Genomic DNA, 18,485 nt, shown 5'->3' with positions numbered 1-18,485 from the left:
CCTCTTTTCATGCTCGTATTTAATGAATTATTGAATGATCTTTTGAGTAGTGTAGACTCTGACTACTTTTCCATCCTGCATAACTTTATTAATCTCTGTCTTTAAGGTGTTTTCTAAAGAGATCAATCCTTTTTGTCCTGAAAGTTGTTCTGTTTTCATGTTTGAGATTTCATAGATGATCAGGTTGTTTACCTGGAACAATCTTTTTTCAAGTTCCTTTTTTGCATCTTTATTATCTGTTTGAATCTTAAACTTAATTTTGACAAAAACAGATTTATCAGCCGGATTTGTTATAATTTCTTCCGTTTCTACCATTAATTTATCAAGCTCTTCTGCTGTTGGTTCAGAAGCTTCGGTTTTAGGTGAGAAATATTGAAAACCAAAGTACCCAGCTGCACCTACAAGGCCAATAGCTACAACCATGGAAAGCATGATCGTTACAGCTTTGTTTTTACCCATCTACTGACCCTCCCCTTTATTGCTATTCAGGGGCAGCAACGTGATACCCCTGTAAAATGAAGCAACCTTTTGAGCAACTATTTCTTCGCTCTCCTTCACAACAAATTTTTTCCCTGTTGTTAAGGTAATCGTCGTATCAGGAAACGATTGAACCTGTTCAATATAGATTGCATTTAAAGTAAACGTATTACCATTTAACTGAGTTAAGGAAATCATATGAATTCAGGGCTAAGCAGCTGAATGCTTAACCCTTCCTCCCTTCATTAGCGTTTTAAATTCACCAGTTCTTGAAGGATCTCATCAGATGTTGTAATAATTCTTGTATTCGCTTGGAAACCACGCTGAGCCACGATCATTTCAGTAAATTCTTCCGATAAGTCGACGTTGGACATTTCGAGAGTTCCTGCAACTACTTCACCAGCTCCACCAGATCCCGGCTTAAACATATCTGCTACTTCAAATCCAGTTCCATTCTTGTTACCATCTAAAGCTCCTGAGTTAGCAGTATTCTTATACAAATTCGCACCTATTTTTTCAAGTCCCTCATTATTCGGGAATTTTGCCATCATAATTTGACCAGCTTTAAGTAATGCGCCCGATGTACCATCAACATAGTTTACAACTCCATCAGAACCAACACTAAAACTCTTTGCATCAGCTGGAATGACAATTTTACCAAAACTAGTAGTTGTAATATTGTTAGTAATTGGTGGTGTTGTTGTAGGTGCATCAGATGGGTGACCAATTACAAACATTCCATCAGAGTTAACCAAATTTCCTTTTTGATCTAAATAAAAATTACCAGCTCTAGTGAAGTTCATAACTGGATTTGTCATAACTGGTGTTGTTGCATTAGCAAATGTACCGGAACCGACAATAAAATACCCATCACCTGAAATCCCTAAATCAAGTGGTCTTCCTGTGGTCTGTAAGCTACCTTGTGTATGGATAGTATCTATAGTAGACAATTGTGATCCTAGGCCGACCTGCTTTGCATTCACCCCACCTTTTGTTTGGTCAGGTGCACTCGCCCCAGCAATCTGCTGACTCACTAGATCTTTAAAAGTTGTACGGCCTTTTTTGAAGCCGTATGTATTTACGTTTGCAATGTTGTTTCCGATTACATCAAGCTTTACCTGAAAATTTTTCATACCGCTGATTCCTGAGTACATAGAACGTAACATTTGTTTTATCTCCCTTACTTGGTTTAATAAACTGCTTCAATCAATCGGCAGTTTTTGTGAGCCTCCTGTAAAGGTCCAGCTCGTTTAATCGTCTATTACGATAGCACCATTAATATTTGTGAAGATCTGGGATGCGGATTCGTTTCTTCCTAAAGCTGTGATCACGGTCTGGTTTGGCGCATTTACTACAAGGGTTACATCTCTCAATATTACAAGAGAGTCTTTTACTCCTTTTCTGCCAGCTTCTTTTACCTTTTCGCTAATTTTGTTCCAGCTAGCGTCAGTTATTTCAATATTTCTATCTTCAAGCCGCTTCTTTGCGTGTTTGCTGATCGTGAGTGATGATTCCAACTCTTTATCAAATAGTGACTTGAACGAATTCTGATAAACTTGTTGAGCTCGTGCTGGGTAAAGGGTTGGCTGGTACAATTGATGAGCGGTTATACGTTCGCTCATAGCATCAACTCCTCTTATTTTGCTGGGTCTGTAATCTTAATAACTTGGAAACTGGTTATCTTTGATCCATCGCTCATTTCGAGCATGACAGAGCCTTTTTCAAACAATACGGCTTTAACAGTACCTTCTTTTTCTTCTAGCACTTTTTCGCCTTCTTCATCTACGGTTTCCGATTCATACGTAACTTGCTTTCCAATCATCTGGCTTTGCTGGAGAAGTGATGCTTCTGTCTGGAATGTCAGAAACTGCTGCATTGTCTGGTTCATGTTCGTCATCTGCTCAAGCGATGAGAAGCTCGCCATCTGTGCAATAAATTCACGGTCCTGCATGGGACTTGTCGGATCTTGGTTTTGCAGCTGGGTGATAAGAATCTTAAGAAAGTCATCTTTCCCTAAAATATTTGAACCGGTTTTTTTTGTCGTAGCCTGGTAGTTGGATAACATGAGATTTTCTGATACTTTCGACACTATTCATCACACCTTTTCATTTAAAACCATTTGTGAGAGCTGTTCTTCAAATGAAAGATTGTTATTATCGGAGTCATCCGTTTCTTTATCATTTGACTGATGCTGTTCTTCATGGTTTTGTCTTTCCTGATCATGAAATTGAAATGATTGTTCTTCTTTTTGAAAAATAACTTCAAGCTTCTCAAACTCAATATTTTGCCCCGCAAAAGCCTGCTTCAGCTGAGTAAGCTGGCCATCCAGCGCATCCTTCGCTGCCTGAGAAGACGCTATGATCTTTGCTGCAATCTCACCATGTTTTTGAATCAGCTGAATTTCTAACGTGCCAAGATTTTCTGGTGTAAGCTTTATCTGCATTTTCGTAAAACCGGCTTCATTGACCATCAACTTTCCTCTTGTGATGATCTGCTGTATTTCACGAACGAATTGCTGTTTATTTCCTTCTTCCTGAGAAGCAGGTACTTTTAACGTCCACTGTTCCAATGGAGATAAAGGACTTTGAACGGTTTGAAATTCTTTTGATGCTTGTTCTGTCTGTTTTACCGGTACGTATCGCTGAAATGCCTGTTCAGCAAAAGTCTGCACTTTTTTCACAGCGGAAAGCTGTTCCATGATATTGTAGAAGCTATTATTTTTATCTGTTGAACCACTCTCATTCATCAGCTTTTTTATTTGGCTAAAAATTTGCTCAATTTGCTTCGGAAGGGAATCTTTGCTTTCCAGTTTTAATCCCGGGAACCATTTTTCAATCAACTGAGTAAGTTCTTTTTTCTGCGGCTGTGATAACATGTGCTGCCGATCATTGAACATTGCTTGTAAAAGAAAAGCTAACTTCATTTCAGGTGCAGGGGTATGAATATTCTCTGTACCGCTAATCTGTTCATTAATCAATGTCTCGATCATTTCTTTTATTTCACCAGGCAATTCGTTCAGCAATGCTTGCACATCTTGATCCTCAGTTGCTTCCGGATTCCAGAATTGCTCTATTTCTCCCGTACTTGATAACAAGTTCGCAATGATTTCAGCTAAGTTTCCGCCCGCTCCTTCACTGCTTTCAGATGGCAATTGTTCTGCAGGTAACAGAAGCTGTGAAAAAAGAGATTGTGTTTTGCTGGTTTGTTTACTGCCCGGTGTCATTTGAACCGGCGCTGAAACTTGTGCCATCATAACTTGCATTCTTTTCACCTCCTTTAAAGAGTATTGCTTGCCATTAATACCGTTAACTCTGCAGCTCTTTTCGCATCAAGCTTTGAAAGAATGGCAGCTTGTGTTTCAGCTTGTAATAGTGTGAGAATCCCTAGTACTTCATTATTGTTCATCTCAGTCATTACTGCCGCTGCATCTTTTGCTGACATAGCTTCATACAATTTTTTTAATTGTTCATTCTCATCTGCTTTAACAGACGTTTCAGCATCTTCCACTTGTTTTTCCAGCAATGCGATATCGCTCTTTAAGGCAGTAACTTCTTTTTCTTTCTTTTGAAGGTCAGCCGAAAGAATTTTTATGTAATCTTCTTGCTCATCGAATTTAGCTTTCCATTGTTTTTCTGTACTTTGACTTACAGCAACTGCTGGTGCTTCATCATTAAGAACATTTTTCACAATCGGAATCTTCTTCCCTGTGTTATTTGCCTCTTCAATCACGTTTACTCCCAAAAAGGAAAGAACGATCCCAAATACTGTTACAGCAAATACTGCCGGAACAGCAATTACTAAAAGAAACCATACAATCTTGCTTGATTTTTCATTTTGTTTCATAAGCTCACCTGTTTTCACGACTTCGCATAACGCAATACGGAGAATTCATCATTCTGTTTGTTTTCATACAAAGTCAGTTCCATTTCATAGGCATGAATTTGTTTTTCTTTTAACTTTTCATACTTTTTCACTTCGATTGTCTGCTGAAGCAGTTTTTGCTGGATAACCTGCATTCTTTCTCTGGCCCTTTGCAGAACTGGCTGCAATTCTTTAATCTTATTGGACATGGATAGAAGAAATCGCTGTGTATTTTGAAGATCATTGACGACGATTCTTTGCTGAAATTGCTGATTTGAAAGATTTTCAATATCTTCTTTCCGTTTTAATAGACTGTAAATTTCTTCTGCAATACTCTCGAATGCCTGAACAGCTTCACCAAGCTCAAGTTCAATGGATTCTTTTTCTTTTTGTTTAACTGTAAGAACTTTCTCCATTGAAAATTGAAACGACATTACAGATCATCCTTTCCAAATTCCATAAGCAGCCGTCCAACGGCTTCGTCAAAACTTATATCTTCATCGACCTGCTGTTTTAAAAAAGCTAAAATGTTTGGGTAGATCTGAATGGCTTCATCTACCGATTTAGAAGAACCTCTCTTGTATGCTCCAATGCTGATTAGATCTTCTGCATCAACATAAGATGAGAGCAATTCTCTAAACCGGTCTGCAGCCTGCCGATGTTCATTTGAGACGATGTCATTCATAACACGGCTGATGCTTTTTAAAATATTCACAGCCGGAAATTGGCCTTTATTTGCAAGGTTCCGGTCTAAGATAAAGTGTCCATCCAATATCCCGCGGACCGTATCAGAAATCGGTTCGTTAAAGTCATCTCCATCTACAAGCACCGTATAAAAAGCTGTAATCGTTCCTTTTCTATTTGTGCCGGAACGCTCTAACAGCTTAGGAAGGACAGCGAATACGCTTGGTGTGTAGCCTTTTGTTGTCGGAGGCTCACCTACTGCCAGCCCGATTTCCCGCTGCGCCATGGCTACACGTGTTACCGAATCCATCATGAGCATGACATTCTTCCCTTGGTCTCTGAAGTATTCAGCAATTGCAGTAGCTGTCTGAGCACCTTTTATACGCATTAACGCTGGCTGATCAGAAGTAGCTACGATTACGACGGATCGTTTCAACCCTTCCTCGCCAAGATCTCTTTCAATAAAATCCAGGACTTCACGGCCACGTTCTCCTATAAGCGCTATAACGTTTAGATCAGCTGTCGAATTTCTCGCCACCATACCAAGCAATGTACTTTTTCCTACACCGCTTCCAGCAAAGATTCCTACACGCTGTCCTTTACCTACTGTTAAAAGACTGTCAATGGAACGTATACCTAACTGAATGCTCTCATGAATTCTAGGACGTTCCATCGGATTAGGCGGCTCATTTTCTGTAGGATACCGGAATAACCCTTTTGGCAGAGCTGCTCCATCGAGCGGAACACCCATCCCGTCTAAAACTTTGCCAATTAATGATTGTCCCACTTTAATTTCAAGCGGCCTGTCTGTTGCCTCAACAAGAGAGCCGACGCTTATATCCTTCACGTATGTAAAAGGCATTAAGAGCACATTCTCTTCTTGAAATCCGACTACTTCTGCTTTTATTTTTTGTTTTCTGCCATTGGCCGTATGAATATAACAAACATCACCAATGGAAGTTTTCGGTCCTTTAGATTCAATCATCAGACCGATGACACGAATCACTTTTCCGTATCTTTTAAAAGAATCTATCGATTGCAATGAATCCAGCAGGTGATCAACGTTCATTTTCTGTCACCTCAATTTGTTCCAGCAGCTTATCTCTTATTTCTTTTAGCTGAACATCGAGAGTGGCATCAATTTTTCCAAACGGAAATTCTATAACAGCTCCATTTTCTTTTAAAGATTCATCAGGATAGATGAAAAGAGATGCAGTAGATTGAAGCATATTTTTCAATTCTTCACGATGCTGGACGGTCAAATCGAACCAATCGATTGGAACATATAATTTTACCTCTTCAAACTCACGCGCTTCTTTAACAAGCTGCTTCACGATCGATACCCACGTTTCAGGTGATTCCTCGAGCTTCTGTCCGATAATTTTCTCTGCTGCTTTAATGGCTAATAAAATCATCTGCGGTTCTGCTTCACTTAAAACTTGATAATAGTCTTGCTTCGTCTTTTCAATAAAACGCTTTACTTCGTCCAGTTGATTTCTCCAATTTTCAAGCCCTTGATTTAAACCATTCTGAAAACCAGTTTCATAGCCTTCTTGTTTCGTCATCTCAAGTTCCTGTTCCATCTTTAAGCGCCACTCTTGTTCTTCTGCAGCAAGTCTTTGTTGTGTCTCCTGAAGAAACATTTCAGCATCTGCTTTTATTCTGGCTGCTTCGCTCTCTGCTTCTTCAAGGAGCTCAGCTGCCTCTTTTTTTAATCGCTGAATCTTGGCTTCATCATCTTCTTCAAAAAGACCGCTCGATGGAGCAGTAAATATGGAAACAGGCTGAATTCCGATTACGACATCAGTTTCGTTCTCTTTATTGTCAGCCGTGCGATTGTTAAAAGATTTTATTACCTTAGACAATCACATCATCTCCTCCGCCTCTAGCGATGACCAGTTCTCCTGCTTCTTCAAGTCTGCGGATCGTTCCAACAATTCTCGATTGAGCTTCCTCGACGTCACGCAGACGTACAGGACCCATGAATTCCATCTCTTCTTTAAAGTTCTCAGCCATACGCTGTGACATGTTTTTAAACATAACTTCTTTCACTTCTTCACTAGATGCACGCAGAGCGAGAAGCAAGTCTTCATTCTGTACTTCTCGTATTACGCGCTGAATCGCACGATTATCAAGGGTGACAATGTCTTCAAACACAAACATTCTCTTCTTAATTTCTTCTGCAAGTTCAGGATCTTGAATCTCTAATGCATCAAGTATCGTTCTTTCTGTACTGCGGTCAACACCATTGAGCACTTCAACGACAGCTTCTACACCGCCTGCCTGAGTAAAGTCTTGAGTTACTGTAGCTGACAGCTTTCTCTCCAAAATCTGTTCAACTTCATTGATCACTTCAGGTGAAGTCCTGTCCATCAATGCAATTCTTTTTGCAACATCAGCCTGCATTTCCTGCGGCAATTCAGACAAGATCTGCCCTGCCTGGGATGAATCTAAGTAAGCTAATATAAGTGCAATCGTCTGCGGATGCTCATTTTGTATAAAATTAAGAATCTGCCCAGGGTCAGCCTTACGCGCAAAGTCGAACGGTCTAACTTGCAGTGTGGAGGTAAGCCTGTTGATAATCTGCATCGCTTCATCCTTGCCGACTGCTTTTTCCAGAACCGTTTTGGCGTACCCAATACCGCCTTGAGTAATATAGTCTTGAGCAAGCGCCAATTGGTGAAACTGAGTGATAATCTCTTCTTTTAAGGTTGAATCTACTTTTCTAACTTGAGAGATTTGGAGAGTCAATCTTTCAATTTCTTCTTCGCTCAAATGCTTGTACACTTGAGCTGCTACATCAGGACCTAAAGAGATAACGAGGATCGCTGCTTTCTCTTTTCCTGACAGCTCTTTTACACCTTTTGCCATCGTTCGTTACCTCCTATTCCTCTGACAACCACGTTCGTACTAGTTTTGCAAACTCTTCTGGTTTTTCTTTAGCCATTCTTTCCAGCTGTTCTTTGCGCACTGTGCCTTCTGAGCCCTGCTCCTTATTCACATCAGGCACATAATATGTCTGCTGTTCTTCCATCTCGTACTCTTCTATCGTTCCTTTATCTTGTTCCGCTCTTCTTTTTCGCGTCAGTAAGAAGATTAATAGAATAATAACAATCAGAAGGATACCGCCTGTAATATAGATCCATAGTGGAATGCCAGCTTTTGCAGTCTCCATGTCTTGCTTGCCATTAAATGGCTGTGCAGAAACAAAGATTTTCTGTTGAATCTGCTCTTCTGTAAGCTCGCTGTTAATATCTTTTGAAATACTTGTTCTAACGATCGCACTCAAAATCTGTTCAATATCATCTAATCTTTCTTGCGGCAATGAATCGGGTTGTTCCGGATTAGGAGGTTCGACCATTACTTGAATTCCTAAATCGCGAATCTGATATGGACTCTCCACAATTTCTTTACGAATCTTATTTACTTCATTATTGATACGTTCTTCTACTTTTTCGTAATCTCCGTTAGATCCACCAGCTGACCCAGGGTATGTTGGCACTTCCTGATCACCTGTTCCGGATACACCCCCGGCAGCCGCACCCTCGCCGGTGAATGTTTCACGAATGCGTTCAACACTTATTTCAATGCCTTTCATGTTTTCTTTATCAAAAGGCTCTATTAAGGTTTCTTCTCGTTTCTCTTCAGTAAAATCAATATCAGTCGTAACAGTCGCTACCACTTTCCCCTGGCCCATGATCGTAGCCAGCATTTGCTGCACTCTGCGCTGAAGGTCTCTTTCTACATCCTGTTTAATTTTTCTTTGCTCTTCATATTTTGAAGCTGAAGAAGTAGAGTTCACTGAGTTTAAATCATAATAATTAAAGTATTGGTCTGTGATGACGATATTTTCCATAGGAAGATCAGCGACACTTTTAGATACAAGGTGATACAGCGCTTTCACTTGTTCTTCATCCAGCCGTGCGCCAGCACCTAACGAAAGAACTACAGATGCAGATGCTTTCTCTTCTTCCTGATTGACCCAGACACTGCTCTCTGGAAGTGTAATCATTACACTTGCGTCATCTACTCCATTAATACTCTTAATTAAGTTGGCAATTTCCGTTTGTGTTGCTTCTCTTTCAAGCACTCCGAATTCTTTATCTGTAATTCCAAAACCCGATTTTTCTCCAAAGTATGAAAAATCTATATTTCCGCTTTTAGGGAGCCCTTCAGCAGCAAGCTGTACCTGAAGATTATTAACCTGCTCTTGTGGAACCAGTATTGTTTTCCCGCCATCCTGAACTTCATTGGCAATCCCTTTACTGTTTAAGTTTTCTTGGATCTGCCCAGCTTCTTGCGGAGAAAGATTCGTATATAAAGGTACAAGATTCGGACTGGACATCATCACGGTCAGAAAAATAAAGCCTGCTATAAAAATGAATATCCCGCCAAGAATTAGTCCTTTTTGTGTATTAGAACGCGATTTGAAACGTTCAGTGATTTGCTTGGTGACTTGTTTCCATTTTTCTTTCATTTTTCCCCCGATAAACACAATAAAAATTTTTTTGAAGCTACCCCCAAAATAGAATGCACACTTCGAATTATGTATTAGGTATTAAACTTGCATCCTCATGATTTCTTGGTATGCTTCAACCACTTTATTGCGAATTTCAAGAGTGGTCTGCAATGTTACACTCGCTTTTTCTGCCGTAATCATGACTTGATGAAGATTATCCATGTTGCCATTCATCAACGCTTGTGTAGCTGCGTTAGACTGTGCTTGTGTCTCATTCACATTCTCCAGTGCACCTTGCAGATAATTTTTAAAGCTTTCTTGAGCTTCAAAAGGTGTCGTTTTTGCAGATGGAGATATGCTGTTCATGCTTTGAATCGTTCCTAAAGAAATTTTATCCATGTGCTACCTCTCCTAACGGCCGATTTCAAGGGCTTTTAAATACATTCCCTTTGCTGCATTCAATGCTGTTACATTTGCTTCGTATGAACGTGTCGCACTCATTAAATCAACCATCTCTTTTAAAGGATCCACATTTGGAAGCTGTACAAAACCATCTTCCCCTGCATCCGGATGATCTGGCTGATAGACAGATTTAAAAGGTGTCTCATCATTTTTAATTTCACTTACTTTAACACCATTAAGATTCCCATTCTGATTTACTGCTTTATTAAACATGCTTTTAAAACTGGACTCTCCTGAACCCAGCACTACCATTTTTCGTCTATATGGTTCCCACTCGCCATTTTCTAACAACCTGCCTCGTGTCGAATCAACATTTGCCATGTTGGAAGACGCAACATCCATTCTCAATCGCTGCGCTGTTAAACCAGATGCAGAAAAATTTAGTGCATCAAACATTCCCATATTTATCTCCCGCCTTTAACAACCATCTTAATTGAATTGAATTTTCCGTTTATTCGCTGTACAAGTGTCTGATAATACAATTGATTCTTTGCCAGTTCAGCCATCTCTTTGTCAACATCCACATTATTTCCATTGTGGTTCATAGTTGTACCGCCTTGTTCTTTTACATAAAAAGAAGATGGTCTATCCGTACTGAAAGCAAAATGCTGCTGATTTGTACGGTATGCATTTAAGCTTCTTTCAAATTCCTGTTTAAAAACGGTTTCTTTCGCTTTATATCCAGGAGTGTCCACATTAGCCAAATTATTTGAAATGGTTTTCTGTTTTAACGCTGATCCATCTAATGCCATTTCCAAGTTTTTCATGACAGGGCTAGAGAACAAGTTGATCACTTCCCTCTTTTTTACTATAGATGTTTCAATTAATGTTAAATCTTACCGCTATATCATATTTTAAGTGATATATCCAAAAAGTGTCTATGTATTTTTTCCCAAAATGACTTTTTTCGATAGAAAGCACTACGTTTCGACCGTGACTTTATACCTAATTCTACATATAGTAATAAAATCCCTGTCGTAATTTGCAGAACTGTACAACTTTACTAATCTTTTCAATCGACATATTTTTTATTAATTACCACTTTCAAGAGCAACAAAGATTACGAAGGGCTCCTCTCTAAAAAATAGTTGCTTTCGGTCTTTTTTCATTCTCTTCATTGACAAGTTGATTGGAGAGCAAGGTGCGAGACTCCTCGAAAATGAAAATCAACATTTTCTTCGTGCGATGTACCGCTGTCGAAGCCTTCCTTGTCCTGCGGGACGAGCGGGACAGGTGAGACTCCTGAACGCGCAAAGCGCGAGGAGGCTCACCGCACGCCCCGCGGAAAGCGAGTACCTGGAACGGAAAGCAACCACTTTCAAAAGCATCAATGTTTGAGACCAAAAAAAAAAACCAACCCTCTCCGGATTGGTTTTTGAACTTTTATGATTAAGAAGTTTTTAATTTCTCAAGTTCAAGCAAGAACTTATCATTTAATACTTTGATGTACGTTCCCTTCATTCCAAGTGAACGAGATTCGATAACTCCAGCACTCTCCAGCTTGCGAAGAGCATTTACGATTACTGATCTTGTAATACCTACACGGTCAGCAATTTTACTCGCTACAAGCAGGCCTTCATTACCTTCTAATTCTTCAAAGATATGTTCAATCGCTTCAAGCTCACTATATGATAATGAACTGATCGCCATTTGAACTACAGCTTTATTTCTAGCTTCTTCTTCAATCTCTTCCGCTTTCTCGCGAAGGATCTCCATTCCAACTACTGTAGCACCATACTCTGCTAATACTAGATCATCTTCTTCAAACGACGTTGACAGTCTGGAGAGGATTAGAGTTCCAAGTCTTTCCCCGCCGCCGACGATAGGTACGACCGTTGTTAAACCTGTCGAGAATAAATCTTTGTTCTCAACAGGGAAAGCAGTGTAATCACTCTCAACATCGATATTTGCCATTGATTCTGTAATGTTGAAAAGGTTCTTCGTGTAATCAGTAGGAAATTGACGATCTTGGATCATCTTTTTCATACGCTCATTTTCAATATCTTGTTTAAGAGCAGTTCCTAATAATTTTCCTCTGCGGCTGACTACGAAAATATTAGCACCGATTACTGAGCTAAGTGTTTCAGCCATTTCTTTAAAGTTTACTTGTTTTCCACCTGTTTGCTGTAACATTGAGTTAATACTTCTTGCTTTGTTTAATAAATTCATTTTATTTCTTCCTCCTACTGCATCCTATAAAATATATTGGCTTAAATCCTTATTCTTTGCGATATTAGCCAGTTTTTCTTCTACATACTCGGGTGTAATGGTAATTTGATCTAAACTGATATCAGGCGCTTCAAAAGACAAGTCTTCGAGTAAGCGCTCCAATATGGTATGAAGCCTTCTTGCACCTATATTTTCGGTGTCTTGATTGACTTCAAATGCGATACTTGCAATCTTAGCAATAGCATCGTCAGAAAATTCAACATTTATACCTTCTGTACTTAATAGAGCTTTGTACTGTTTTACAATCGCATTATCAGGCTCTATTAATATACGTGTAAAATCTTCAACAGACAAGCTATTTAATTCTACCCGGATTGGGAATCTTCCTTGAAGCTCAGGAATGAGATCTGAAGGTTTTGCCATGTGAAAAGCTCCTGCTGCAATAAAAAGAATATGATCAGTCTTAATTGAACCATATTTCGTCATTACAGTGGATCCTTCTACGATCGGAAGTATATCCCTTTGAACACCTTCTCTGCTGACATCTGCAGAATTTTGATTCTTTCCGGCAATCTTATCAATCTCATCTATAAATATAATACCTGTTTGTTCTGTCTTATAAACAGCTTCACTCGTTACGTCATCCATATCGATTAATTTTGCTGCTTCGTCCTGTGTCAGAACTTTTCTCGCTTCACGAACTGTAAGTTTTCTTTTTTTCTTTTTCTTAGGCATAATTCCGCCCAGCATGTCTTGCATATTCATTCCAACCTGTTCAAGGCCAGAGCCCTGAAACATATCAAGCATTGAGGGGGTTTGCTCATCTACTTCCACTGTTACAAGATGATCTTCCATTTCTCCTAGAGCTAATTTTTGAGCCATCTGATTTCGTTTTTGCTTTAGGTTCCCTTCGTCATCCTGCTGTGCTGACTGTTCCTGGTTCTGATTCCCTCCGCCAAAAAACATTTCAAGAGGATTCTTATAGTTTGTTTCTGTTTTTTTACCAGGTACGAGAAGTTCGACTAAACGCTTATTAGCATTCTGCTCTGCCTTGTCTTTGACTTCATTCATTTTCAGCTCTTTCACAAGCCTCACAGATGTTTCGACCAAGTCACGAACCATGGAATCGACATCACGTCCTACATAGCCGACCTCAGTAAATTTCGTAGCTTCTATTTTAATAAAAGGGGCTTGAGCAAGTTTGGCAAGCCTTCTTGCAATTTCAGTTTTACCGACACCAGTCGGACCGATCATCAAAATATTTTTTGGAGAAACCTCATCGCGAAGTTTATCATCCAGCAGGCTTCTTCTGTAACGGTTTCTGAGAGCCACCGCCACTGCTTTTTTAGCATCTTTTTGTCCAATAATGTATTGATCGAGTTTTTCAACGATCTGCCTTGGAGTTAGTTGACTGTTCAAACAAAATCACTCCTTATATAGGATTTTACAGTTCTTCTAATACGATCTCCGTATTTGTGTAGACACAAATCTCACCGGCTGTTTGCAATGAAGCGAGCGCTATTTCTTTAGCAGAAAGCTGAGGAGCATTATTTTTCAATGCTCTTCCTGCTGCAAGAGCATAATTTCCGCCTGAGCCAATAGCTAGAATGCCGTCATCAGGTTCAATTACTTCACCTGTTCCTGAAATAAGCAGCATATGCTCAGTGTTCATAACGATCAGCAAGGCTTCGAGTTTTCTTAAAACTTGATCAGTACGCCATTCTTTTGCCATTTCAACAGATGCACGCTGTAAGTTGCCGCTGTATTCTTCAAGTTTACTTTCAAATTTTTCATAAAGTGTAAAAGCATCTGCTACAGAACCGGCAAAACCAGCAAGTACTTTCCCGCCATACAGCTTTCTCACCTTTTTGGCAGTATGTTTCATTACGACTGCATTGCCGAAAGTTACCTGGCCATCTCCAGTCATTGCAGCTTCCCCATTGTGCTGAATAGCAAAGATTGTGGTTGCATGAAAAGTTGACATCGAAAAATCCCTCCTTTTTGTTTTTTATGCTCGAGGATGCGCATTATTATAGATTTTTTTCAAATGGTCTTTCGTTACGTGTGTGTAGACTTGTGTAGATGATAGCTGTGAGTGTCCCAGCAGTTCCTGAACTGCTCTTAAGTCTGCACCTTCATTGAGCATGTGTGTCGCGAAAGTATGCCTTAATACGTGTGGACTGATATGTATATTGAGCGACGATTCTTCAATGATTTTATTCAATATGTTTCTTACGCTTCTCGCACTTAAAGGTTCCCCTTTATAATTTAAAAACAGGGAATCTGACCTATTTTCTGTTTTTTCAAGTAAAAGTTTACGGCCATCGCTGATATATCTTTCTAATGCTTCCTTGGCAAAAGAACCGATAGGAACATATCTTTCCTTTTTCCCTTTTCCCTTAACTAATGCAGCTTCTACGAATAGGTCAAGATCTTTCAGCTGCAGTTTGCAGCATTCGCTTACACGAATACCCGTGCCATAAAGCAATTCGAGAATGGCCTGATTTCTTTGTCCGATTGGCGTGCTGATGTCAGACACGTTAAAAAGCTTCTCCAACTCTTTTTCATAAAGAAATTGAGGAAGCATTTTTGCTTTTTTAGGCAGAGAGGCCATTGCAAAAGGGTTTTCTTCCACGATTTTTTCCCGATTCAAGAAACGGTAAAAACTTCTCATGGAAGATATCTTTCTAGCAACAGTATTTCTCGCATACTTCTTTTCATGAAGCGTCACGAGATAATGTCTAACTAAAACATAAGAAACAGCAGCGAATCCTTCGATTGCTTGCTGTTTCAAAAAAGAAGTAAAATCATTAATATCTTTTTCATAGTGTTCGATCGTAAATGGTGAACTGTTCTTCTCAATCATCAAGTAATTAAGAAAATCCACCACGAGCTGGCGTTCTGATTCCATTCCATACACCTCACAAAGCCCCTAAATCGTATCACAACTTAGGGGCTAAAGCAATAGATGTTCACAAATTTGTTATAAAATTCTGAATAGTTTCCAATGCCCGTTCTGCTATTGCCGTGTTTCTTTCCTGCTTGTTTTTAATCCTTTTTTCAAGCGGAGGCATCAACCCGAAGTTTGCATTCATCGGCTGGAAATTATCAGGATTTGCAGTCGTAATATAATAAGCCATACTTCCGATTGCAGTTTCTCTAGGAAAAACTGCTAACTCCTCGCCTTTTACGAGTTTTGCTGCATTTATACCAGCGATCAGTCCAGATGCAGCACTTTCCACATATCCTTCAACACCTGTCATCTGCCCTGCAAAGAAAAGATTATCTCTTTCTTTTAGCTGATATGTGTCTTTTAAGAGTTTAGGTGAATTTAAGAATGTGTTGCGGTGCATAACACCGTATCGTACAACCTCTGCATTTTCTAAACCGGGAATAAGCTGAATAAGCTCTTTTTGTGGTCCCCATTTCAAGTGTGTTTGAAACCCTACTATATTATACAGCGTTCCTGCACTATTGTCTTGTCTTAACTGAACGACAGCATATGGGATCTTTCCTGTTTTCGGATCTTCAAGGCCAACTGGTTTCATCGGTCCGAAAAGAAGAGTCTTCTTTCCTCGCTTAGCCATTACTTCAACAGGCATACAGCCCTCAAAAAAGATTTCTTTTTCAAACTCTTTCAAAGGAACAGTTTCTGAAGTGATTAAAGCTTCGTAAAAACGGTCGAATTCCTCCTCTGTCATCGGACAGTTTAAATAAGCTGCTTCACCTTTATCATAGCGAGATTTCAAATAGACCTTATCCATATTGATGCTATCTACTTCAATGATAGGAGCTGCAGCATCGTAAAAATATAAATATTCTTCGCCAGTTAAAGAGTTTAAAGCTTTTGATAAATTATCAGAAGTTAAAGGACCGGTAGCGATAATCGTAGGGCCATCAGGAATTTCTGTTACTTCTTCTGTTATTACTTCTACATTAGGGTGGTTCTTAACGCGTTCTGTTACAAGGCCCGCAAACTCGTGACGGTCAACAGCTAATGCTCCGCCTGCAGGAACTGCACAATCATCTGCAGATGAAATGATAACGGAATTCAATTTTCTCATTTCTTCTTTTAAAACACCAACAGCATTTGTTAATGTGTTTGCCCGCAATGAGTTTGAACATACAAGCTCTGCAAATTTTTCAGTGTGATGAGCCGGTGTCTGTCTAACCGGTCTCATCTCATATAATTTAACTTTTATTCCTCGGCTTGCGATCTGCCAAGCAGCTTCACTGCCTGCAAGACCCGCTCCGATTACGTTAACATGTTGGTGGCTCATGGAAAAACTCCTTACTTTGCTTCCTCTTCGGAATAGTCGCAAGACACACATTGAACGACTTTTCCTTTTTTCGTTTTCTTTTCTACTAGCATGCTATTACATTTTGGACATGTTCTTGCAATTGGTTTGTCCCATGAAACGAACTCACAGTCAGGATATCTGTTGCAGCCATAGAAAACTCGTTTCTTTTTGCTTTTTCTTTCGACAATTGATCCTTTATGACAAGAAGGACATTCAACGCCTATATCTTTAACGATCGGCTTGGTGTTTCTGCAATCCGGGAAATTTGAGCATGCCATGAATTTGCCGAAACGGCCCATCTTATAGACCATCTCATGTCCGCATTTCTCACAGTTTTCCCCTGCTGGCTCATCTTTAATTTCTACTTTTTGCATTTCTGCTTCTGCAATTTTAAGTTTCTTTTCAAAGTTTTTATAGAATTCATCAATGATCTTGATCCAGTCTATATTCCCCTCTTCAACTTCATCGAGATCACTTTCCATCTTGGCAGTAAATTCAACATTGAATACTTCAGGGAAAAACTCAAGGGTCATCTCTAAGACAAGTTCTCCAAGTTCTGTTGGAACGAATTTCTTGTCGTCTAAAGCAACATACCCTCTTTTCTGGATCGTATCGAGAGTCGGAGCATACGTAGAAGGTCTCCCTATCCCCAACTCTTCCATCGTCCGTACCAGTCTTGCCTCAGTATAGCGCGGCGGCGGCTGTGTAAAGTGCTGTGTTGGCTCCAAGTCTTTCTTATCAACCTTCATTCCTTCTTGTACATCAGGAAGGATGCGGTCTTCTTCTTTTTTGCCATCATCATTGCCCTCTACATATACCTTCATGAATCCAGGGAACTTCACTTTTGACCCTGTTGCACGGAATGTTACACCATTGTTTTGAAGATCTACAGTCATAGTGTCCAGTACTGCTGAAGACATCTGACTTGCCAGAAAACGTTCCCAAATAAGCTTGTAAAGACGGAGCTGGTCTCTGGATAAATAGGTTTTCAAATCTTTTGGATGATACATAACAGAAGTAGGACGAATGGCTTCATGTGCATCCTGAGCATTCTTTCCTGCCTTCTTTTCAGCTCTCGAGCTGTTCACGTATTGTTTTCCGAATTCATTAGCAATAAACTCCGAAGCTTCATTTTTTGCAGTATCAGAGATGCGGGTAGAGTCAGTACGCATATATGTGATCAAACCGACTGTACCTTCTTTTCCAAGGTCAATCCCTTCATATAATTGCTGTGCGAGCATCATCGTTTTCTTCGCTCTGAAATTAAGCTTTCTTGCAGCTTCCTGCTGCAGGGAAGAAGTGATGAATGGCGGTGAAGGATTTCTTTTTCGTTCTTTCTTCTGTACAGATTCAATAGTAAAGGATTTTCCTTTAATTTTACTCAGGTTATCTTTTACTTCATTTTCATTAGAAAGCTCTTGTTTCTTGCCATTAAGTCCATAGTACTGAGCTTCAAAATCTTCGCCCGAAGCACTGAATATTCCTTTGATCTTCCAATATTCTTCTGGCTGAAAAGCTTCAATTTCTTTTTCGCGTTCAACAATCAACCGGACTGCTACAGTCTGTACACGTCCTGCACTTAAACCCTTTTTAATTTTCTTCCATAATAACGGGCTGACTTTGTACCCTACAAGTCTGTCAAGAACTCTTCTGGCTTGCTGGGCATCTACTAAGTCCATATTGATTTTTCTCGGTCTTTTAAATGAATCTTTTATCGCGGTTTTAGTAATCTCATTAAATACAACTCGGCAATCAGAATCTAAATCCATCTCTAAACTGTGAGCAAGATGCCATGCGATTGCTTCACCTTCACGATCCGGGTCAGCTGCGAGAAAGATTTGTTTCGCTTTTTTGGCTGCTGTTTTCAAGTCCTTCAATATTGGACCTTTTCCTCGGATTGTAATGTATTTGGGTTCATAATTTGATTCTACATCTACGCCGGTCTGGCTTCTGGGCAGATCACGAACATGTCCCATAGATGCTTTTACGTCATATTTGCTCCCTAAATATTTTTTTATCGTCTTTGCTTTTGCGGGAGACTCAACAATGACTAAGTATTTTTCCATTTACAG

Annotated in this window: 21 protein-coding genes; all 21 read right to left on the bottom strand. The window is 39.7% G+C overall.

Features of this window, described 5'->3' with window-relative positions; all coding sequences use genetic code 11:
* Positions 1-27 precede the first annotated feature (27 nt).
* The 21 genes from fliL to topA all read right to left on the bottom strand — a co-directional run bounded on the left by fliL (position 28) and on the right by topA (position 18,479).
* Positions 28-459, bottom strand: coding sequence for a flagellar basal body-associated protein FliL (gene fliL / locus ABE41_RS09745; protein ID WP_066289435.1), 432 nt, complete (start codon positions 457-459; stop codon positions 28-30).
* On the bottom strand, positions 460-675 hold the full coding sequence (locus ABE41_RS09740; RefSeq protein WP_066289434.1) for a flagellar FlbD family protein: 216 nt from the start codon (positions 673-675) through the stop codon (positions 460-462).
* 47 nt (positions 676-722) lie between these two features.
* Entirely contained in the window at positions 723-1,643 is a 921-nt protein-coding gene (gene flgG, locus ABE41_RS09735) for a flagellar basal body rod protein FlgG (RefSeq protein ID WP_066289429.1), read from the bottom strand.
* Between the two features lie 84 nt (positions 1,644-1,727).
* Positions 1,728-2,099: a TIGR02530 family flagellar biosynthesis protein gene (locus ABE41_RS09730; protein WP_066289427.1), complete on the bottom strand. Its 372-nt coding sequence runs from the start codon at positions 2,097-2,099 to the stop codon at positions 1,728-1,730.
* A gap of 14 nt (positions 2,100-2,113) precedes the next feature.
* Positions 2,114-2,566, bottom strand: coding sequence for a flagellar hook assembly protein FlgD (gene flgD / locus ABE41_RS09725; RefSeq protein ID WP_253805467.1), 453 nt, complete (start codon positions 2,564-2,566; stop codon positions 2,114-2,116).
* Between the two features lie 6 nt (positions 2,567-2,572).
* Positions 2,573-3,739, bottom strand: coding sequence for a flagellar hook-length control protein FliK (locus ABE41_RS09720; RefSeq protein WP_066289422.1), 1,167 nt, complete (start codon positions 3,737-3,739; stop codon positions 2,573-2,575).
* Between the two features lie 14 nt (positions 3,740-3,753).
* Positions 3,754-4,320: a MotE family protein gene (locus tag ABE41_RS09715; protein WP_066289420.1), complete on the bottom strand. Its 567-nt coding sequence runs from the start codon at positions 4,318-4,320 to the stop codon at positions 3,754-3,756.
* Positions 4,321-4,334: 14 nt separating this feature from the next.
* The gene (gene fliJ / locus ABE41_RS09710) at positions 4,335-4,772 is read right to left on the bottom strand and encodes a flagellar export protein FliJ (protein WP_066289417.1); all 438 of its coding nucleotides are present in this window, start codon (positions 4,770-4,772) and stop codon (positions 4,335-4,337) included.
* Positions 4,772-6,091 (bottom strand): flagellar protein export ATPase FliI, encoded by a 1,320-nt coding sequence (gene fliI, locus ABE41_RS09705; protein WP_066289412.1) that lies wholly within the window; start codon positions 6,089-6,091, stop codon positions 4,772-4,774. Before fliI ends, fliJ begins: the two co-directional genes overlap by 1 nt.
* Positions 6,081-6,887 carry a flagellar assembly protein FliH gene (fliH, locus tag ABE41_RS09700; protein ID WP_066289410.1) on the bottom strand — a complete coding sequence of 269 codons (807 nt, stop codon included), beginning with the start codon at positions 6,885-6,887 and terminating at the stop codon, positions 6,081-6,083. The genes fliI and fliH overlap by 11 nt, the downstream gene beginning before the upstream one ends.
* Positions 6,880-7,893 (bottom strand): flagellar motor switch protein FliG, encoded by a 1,014-nt coding sequence (gene fliG, locus ABE41_RS09695; protein WP_066289406.1) that lies wholly within the window; start codon positions 7,891-7,893, stop codon positions 6,880-6,882. Before fliG ends, fliH begins: the two co-directional genes overlap by 8 nt.
* 13 nt (positions 7,894-7,906) lie before the next feature.
* Positions 7,907-9,499, bottom strand: coding sequence for a flagellar basal-body MS-ring/collar protein FliF (fliF, locus tag ABE41_RS09690; RefSeq protein ID WP_066289404.1), 1,593 nt, complete (start codon positions 9,497-9,499; stop codon positions 7,907-7,909).
* Positions 9,500-9,580: 81 nt separating this feature from the next.
* Complete coding sequence (gene fliE, locus ABE41_RS09685; protein ID WP_066289401.1) at positions 9,581-9,880, bottom strand: flagellar hook-basal body complex protein FliE; 300 nt, start codon at positions 9,878-9,880, stop codon at positions 9,581-9,583.
* A gap of 12 nt (positions 9,881-9,892) precedes the next feature.
* Positions 9,893-10,345: a flagellar basal body rod protein FlgC gene (gene flgC, locus ABE41_RS09680; RefSeq protein ID WP_066289399.1), complete on the bottom strand. Its 453-nt coding sequence runs from the start codon at positions 10,343-10,345 to the stop codon at positions 9,893-9,895.
* Positions 10,346-10,347: 2 nt separating this feature from the next.
* The gene (gene flgB, locus ABE41_RS09675) at positions 10,348-10,734 is read right to left on the bottom strand and encodes a flagellar basal body rod protein FlgB (protein WP_066294765.1); all 387 of its coding nucleotides are present in this window, start codon (positions 10,732-10,734) and stop codon (positions 10,348-10,350) included.
* Between the two features lie 598 nt (positions 10,735-11,332).
* Positions 11,333-12,112 carry a GTP-sensing pleiotropic transcriptional regulator CodY gene (gene codY, locus ABE41_RS09670; protein WP_066289397.1) on the bottom strand — a complete coding sequence of 260 codons (780 nt, stop codon included), beginning with the start codon at positions 12,110-12,112 and terminating at the stop codon, positions 11,333-11,335.
* A 24-nt stretch (positions 12,113-12,136) separates the two neighbouring features.
* Positions 12,137-13,531 (bottom strand): ATP-dependent protease ATPase subunit HslU, encoded by a 1,395-nt coding sequence (gene hslU / locus ABE41_RS09665; protein WP_066289392.1) that lies wholly within the window; start codon positions 13,529-13,531, stop codon positions 12,137-12,139.
* A gap of 25 nt (positions 13,532-13,556) precedes the next feature.
* Positions 13,557-14,096 carry an ATP-dependent protease subunit HslV gene (gene hslV, locus ABE41_RS09660; protein ID WP_066289386.1) on the bottom strand — a complete coding sequence of 180 codons (540 nt, stop codon included), beginning with the start codon at positions 14,094-14,096 and terminating at the stop codon, positions 13,557-13,559.
* A gap of 24 nt (positions 14,097-14,120) precedes the next feature.
* Positions 14,121-15,023 carry a tyrosine recombinase XerC gene (gene xerC / locus ABE41_RS09655; RefSeq protein WP_066294763.1) on the bottom strand — a complete coding sequence of 301 codons (903 nt, stop codon included), beginning with the start codon at positions 15,021-15,023 and terminating at the stop codon, positions 14,121-14,123.
* Positions 15,024-15,084: 61 nt separating this feature from the next.
* Positions 15,085-16,392 carry an FADH(2)-oxidizing methylenetetrahydrofolate--tRNA-(uracil(54)-C(5))-methyltransferase TrmFO gene (gene trmFO / locus ABE41_RS09650; RefSeq protein WP_066289384.1) on the bottom strand — a complete coding sequence of 436 codons (1,308 nt, stop codon included), beginning with the start codon at positions 16,390-16,392 and terminating at the stop codon, positions 15,085-15,087.
* A gap of 11 nt (positions 16,393-16,403) precedes the next feature.
* A complete protein-coding gene (gene topA, locus ABE41_RS09645) occupies positions 16,404-18,479 on the bottom strand; it encodes a type I DNA topoisomerase (RefSeq protein WP_066289381.1) in 2,076 nt (691 codons plus the stop codon).
* Positions 18,480-18,485 lie beyond the last annotated feature (6 nt).

It is taken from the genome of Fictibacillus arsenicus (assembly GCF_001642935.1).
Lineage (GTDB): Bacteria > Bacillota > Bacilli > Bacillales > Fictibacillaceae > Fictibacillus > Fictibacillus arsenicus_B.
This window is presented reverse-complemented; position numbering and strand designations above follow the sequence as displayed.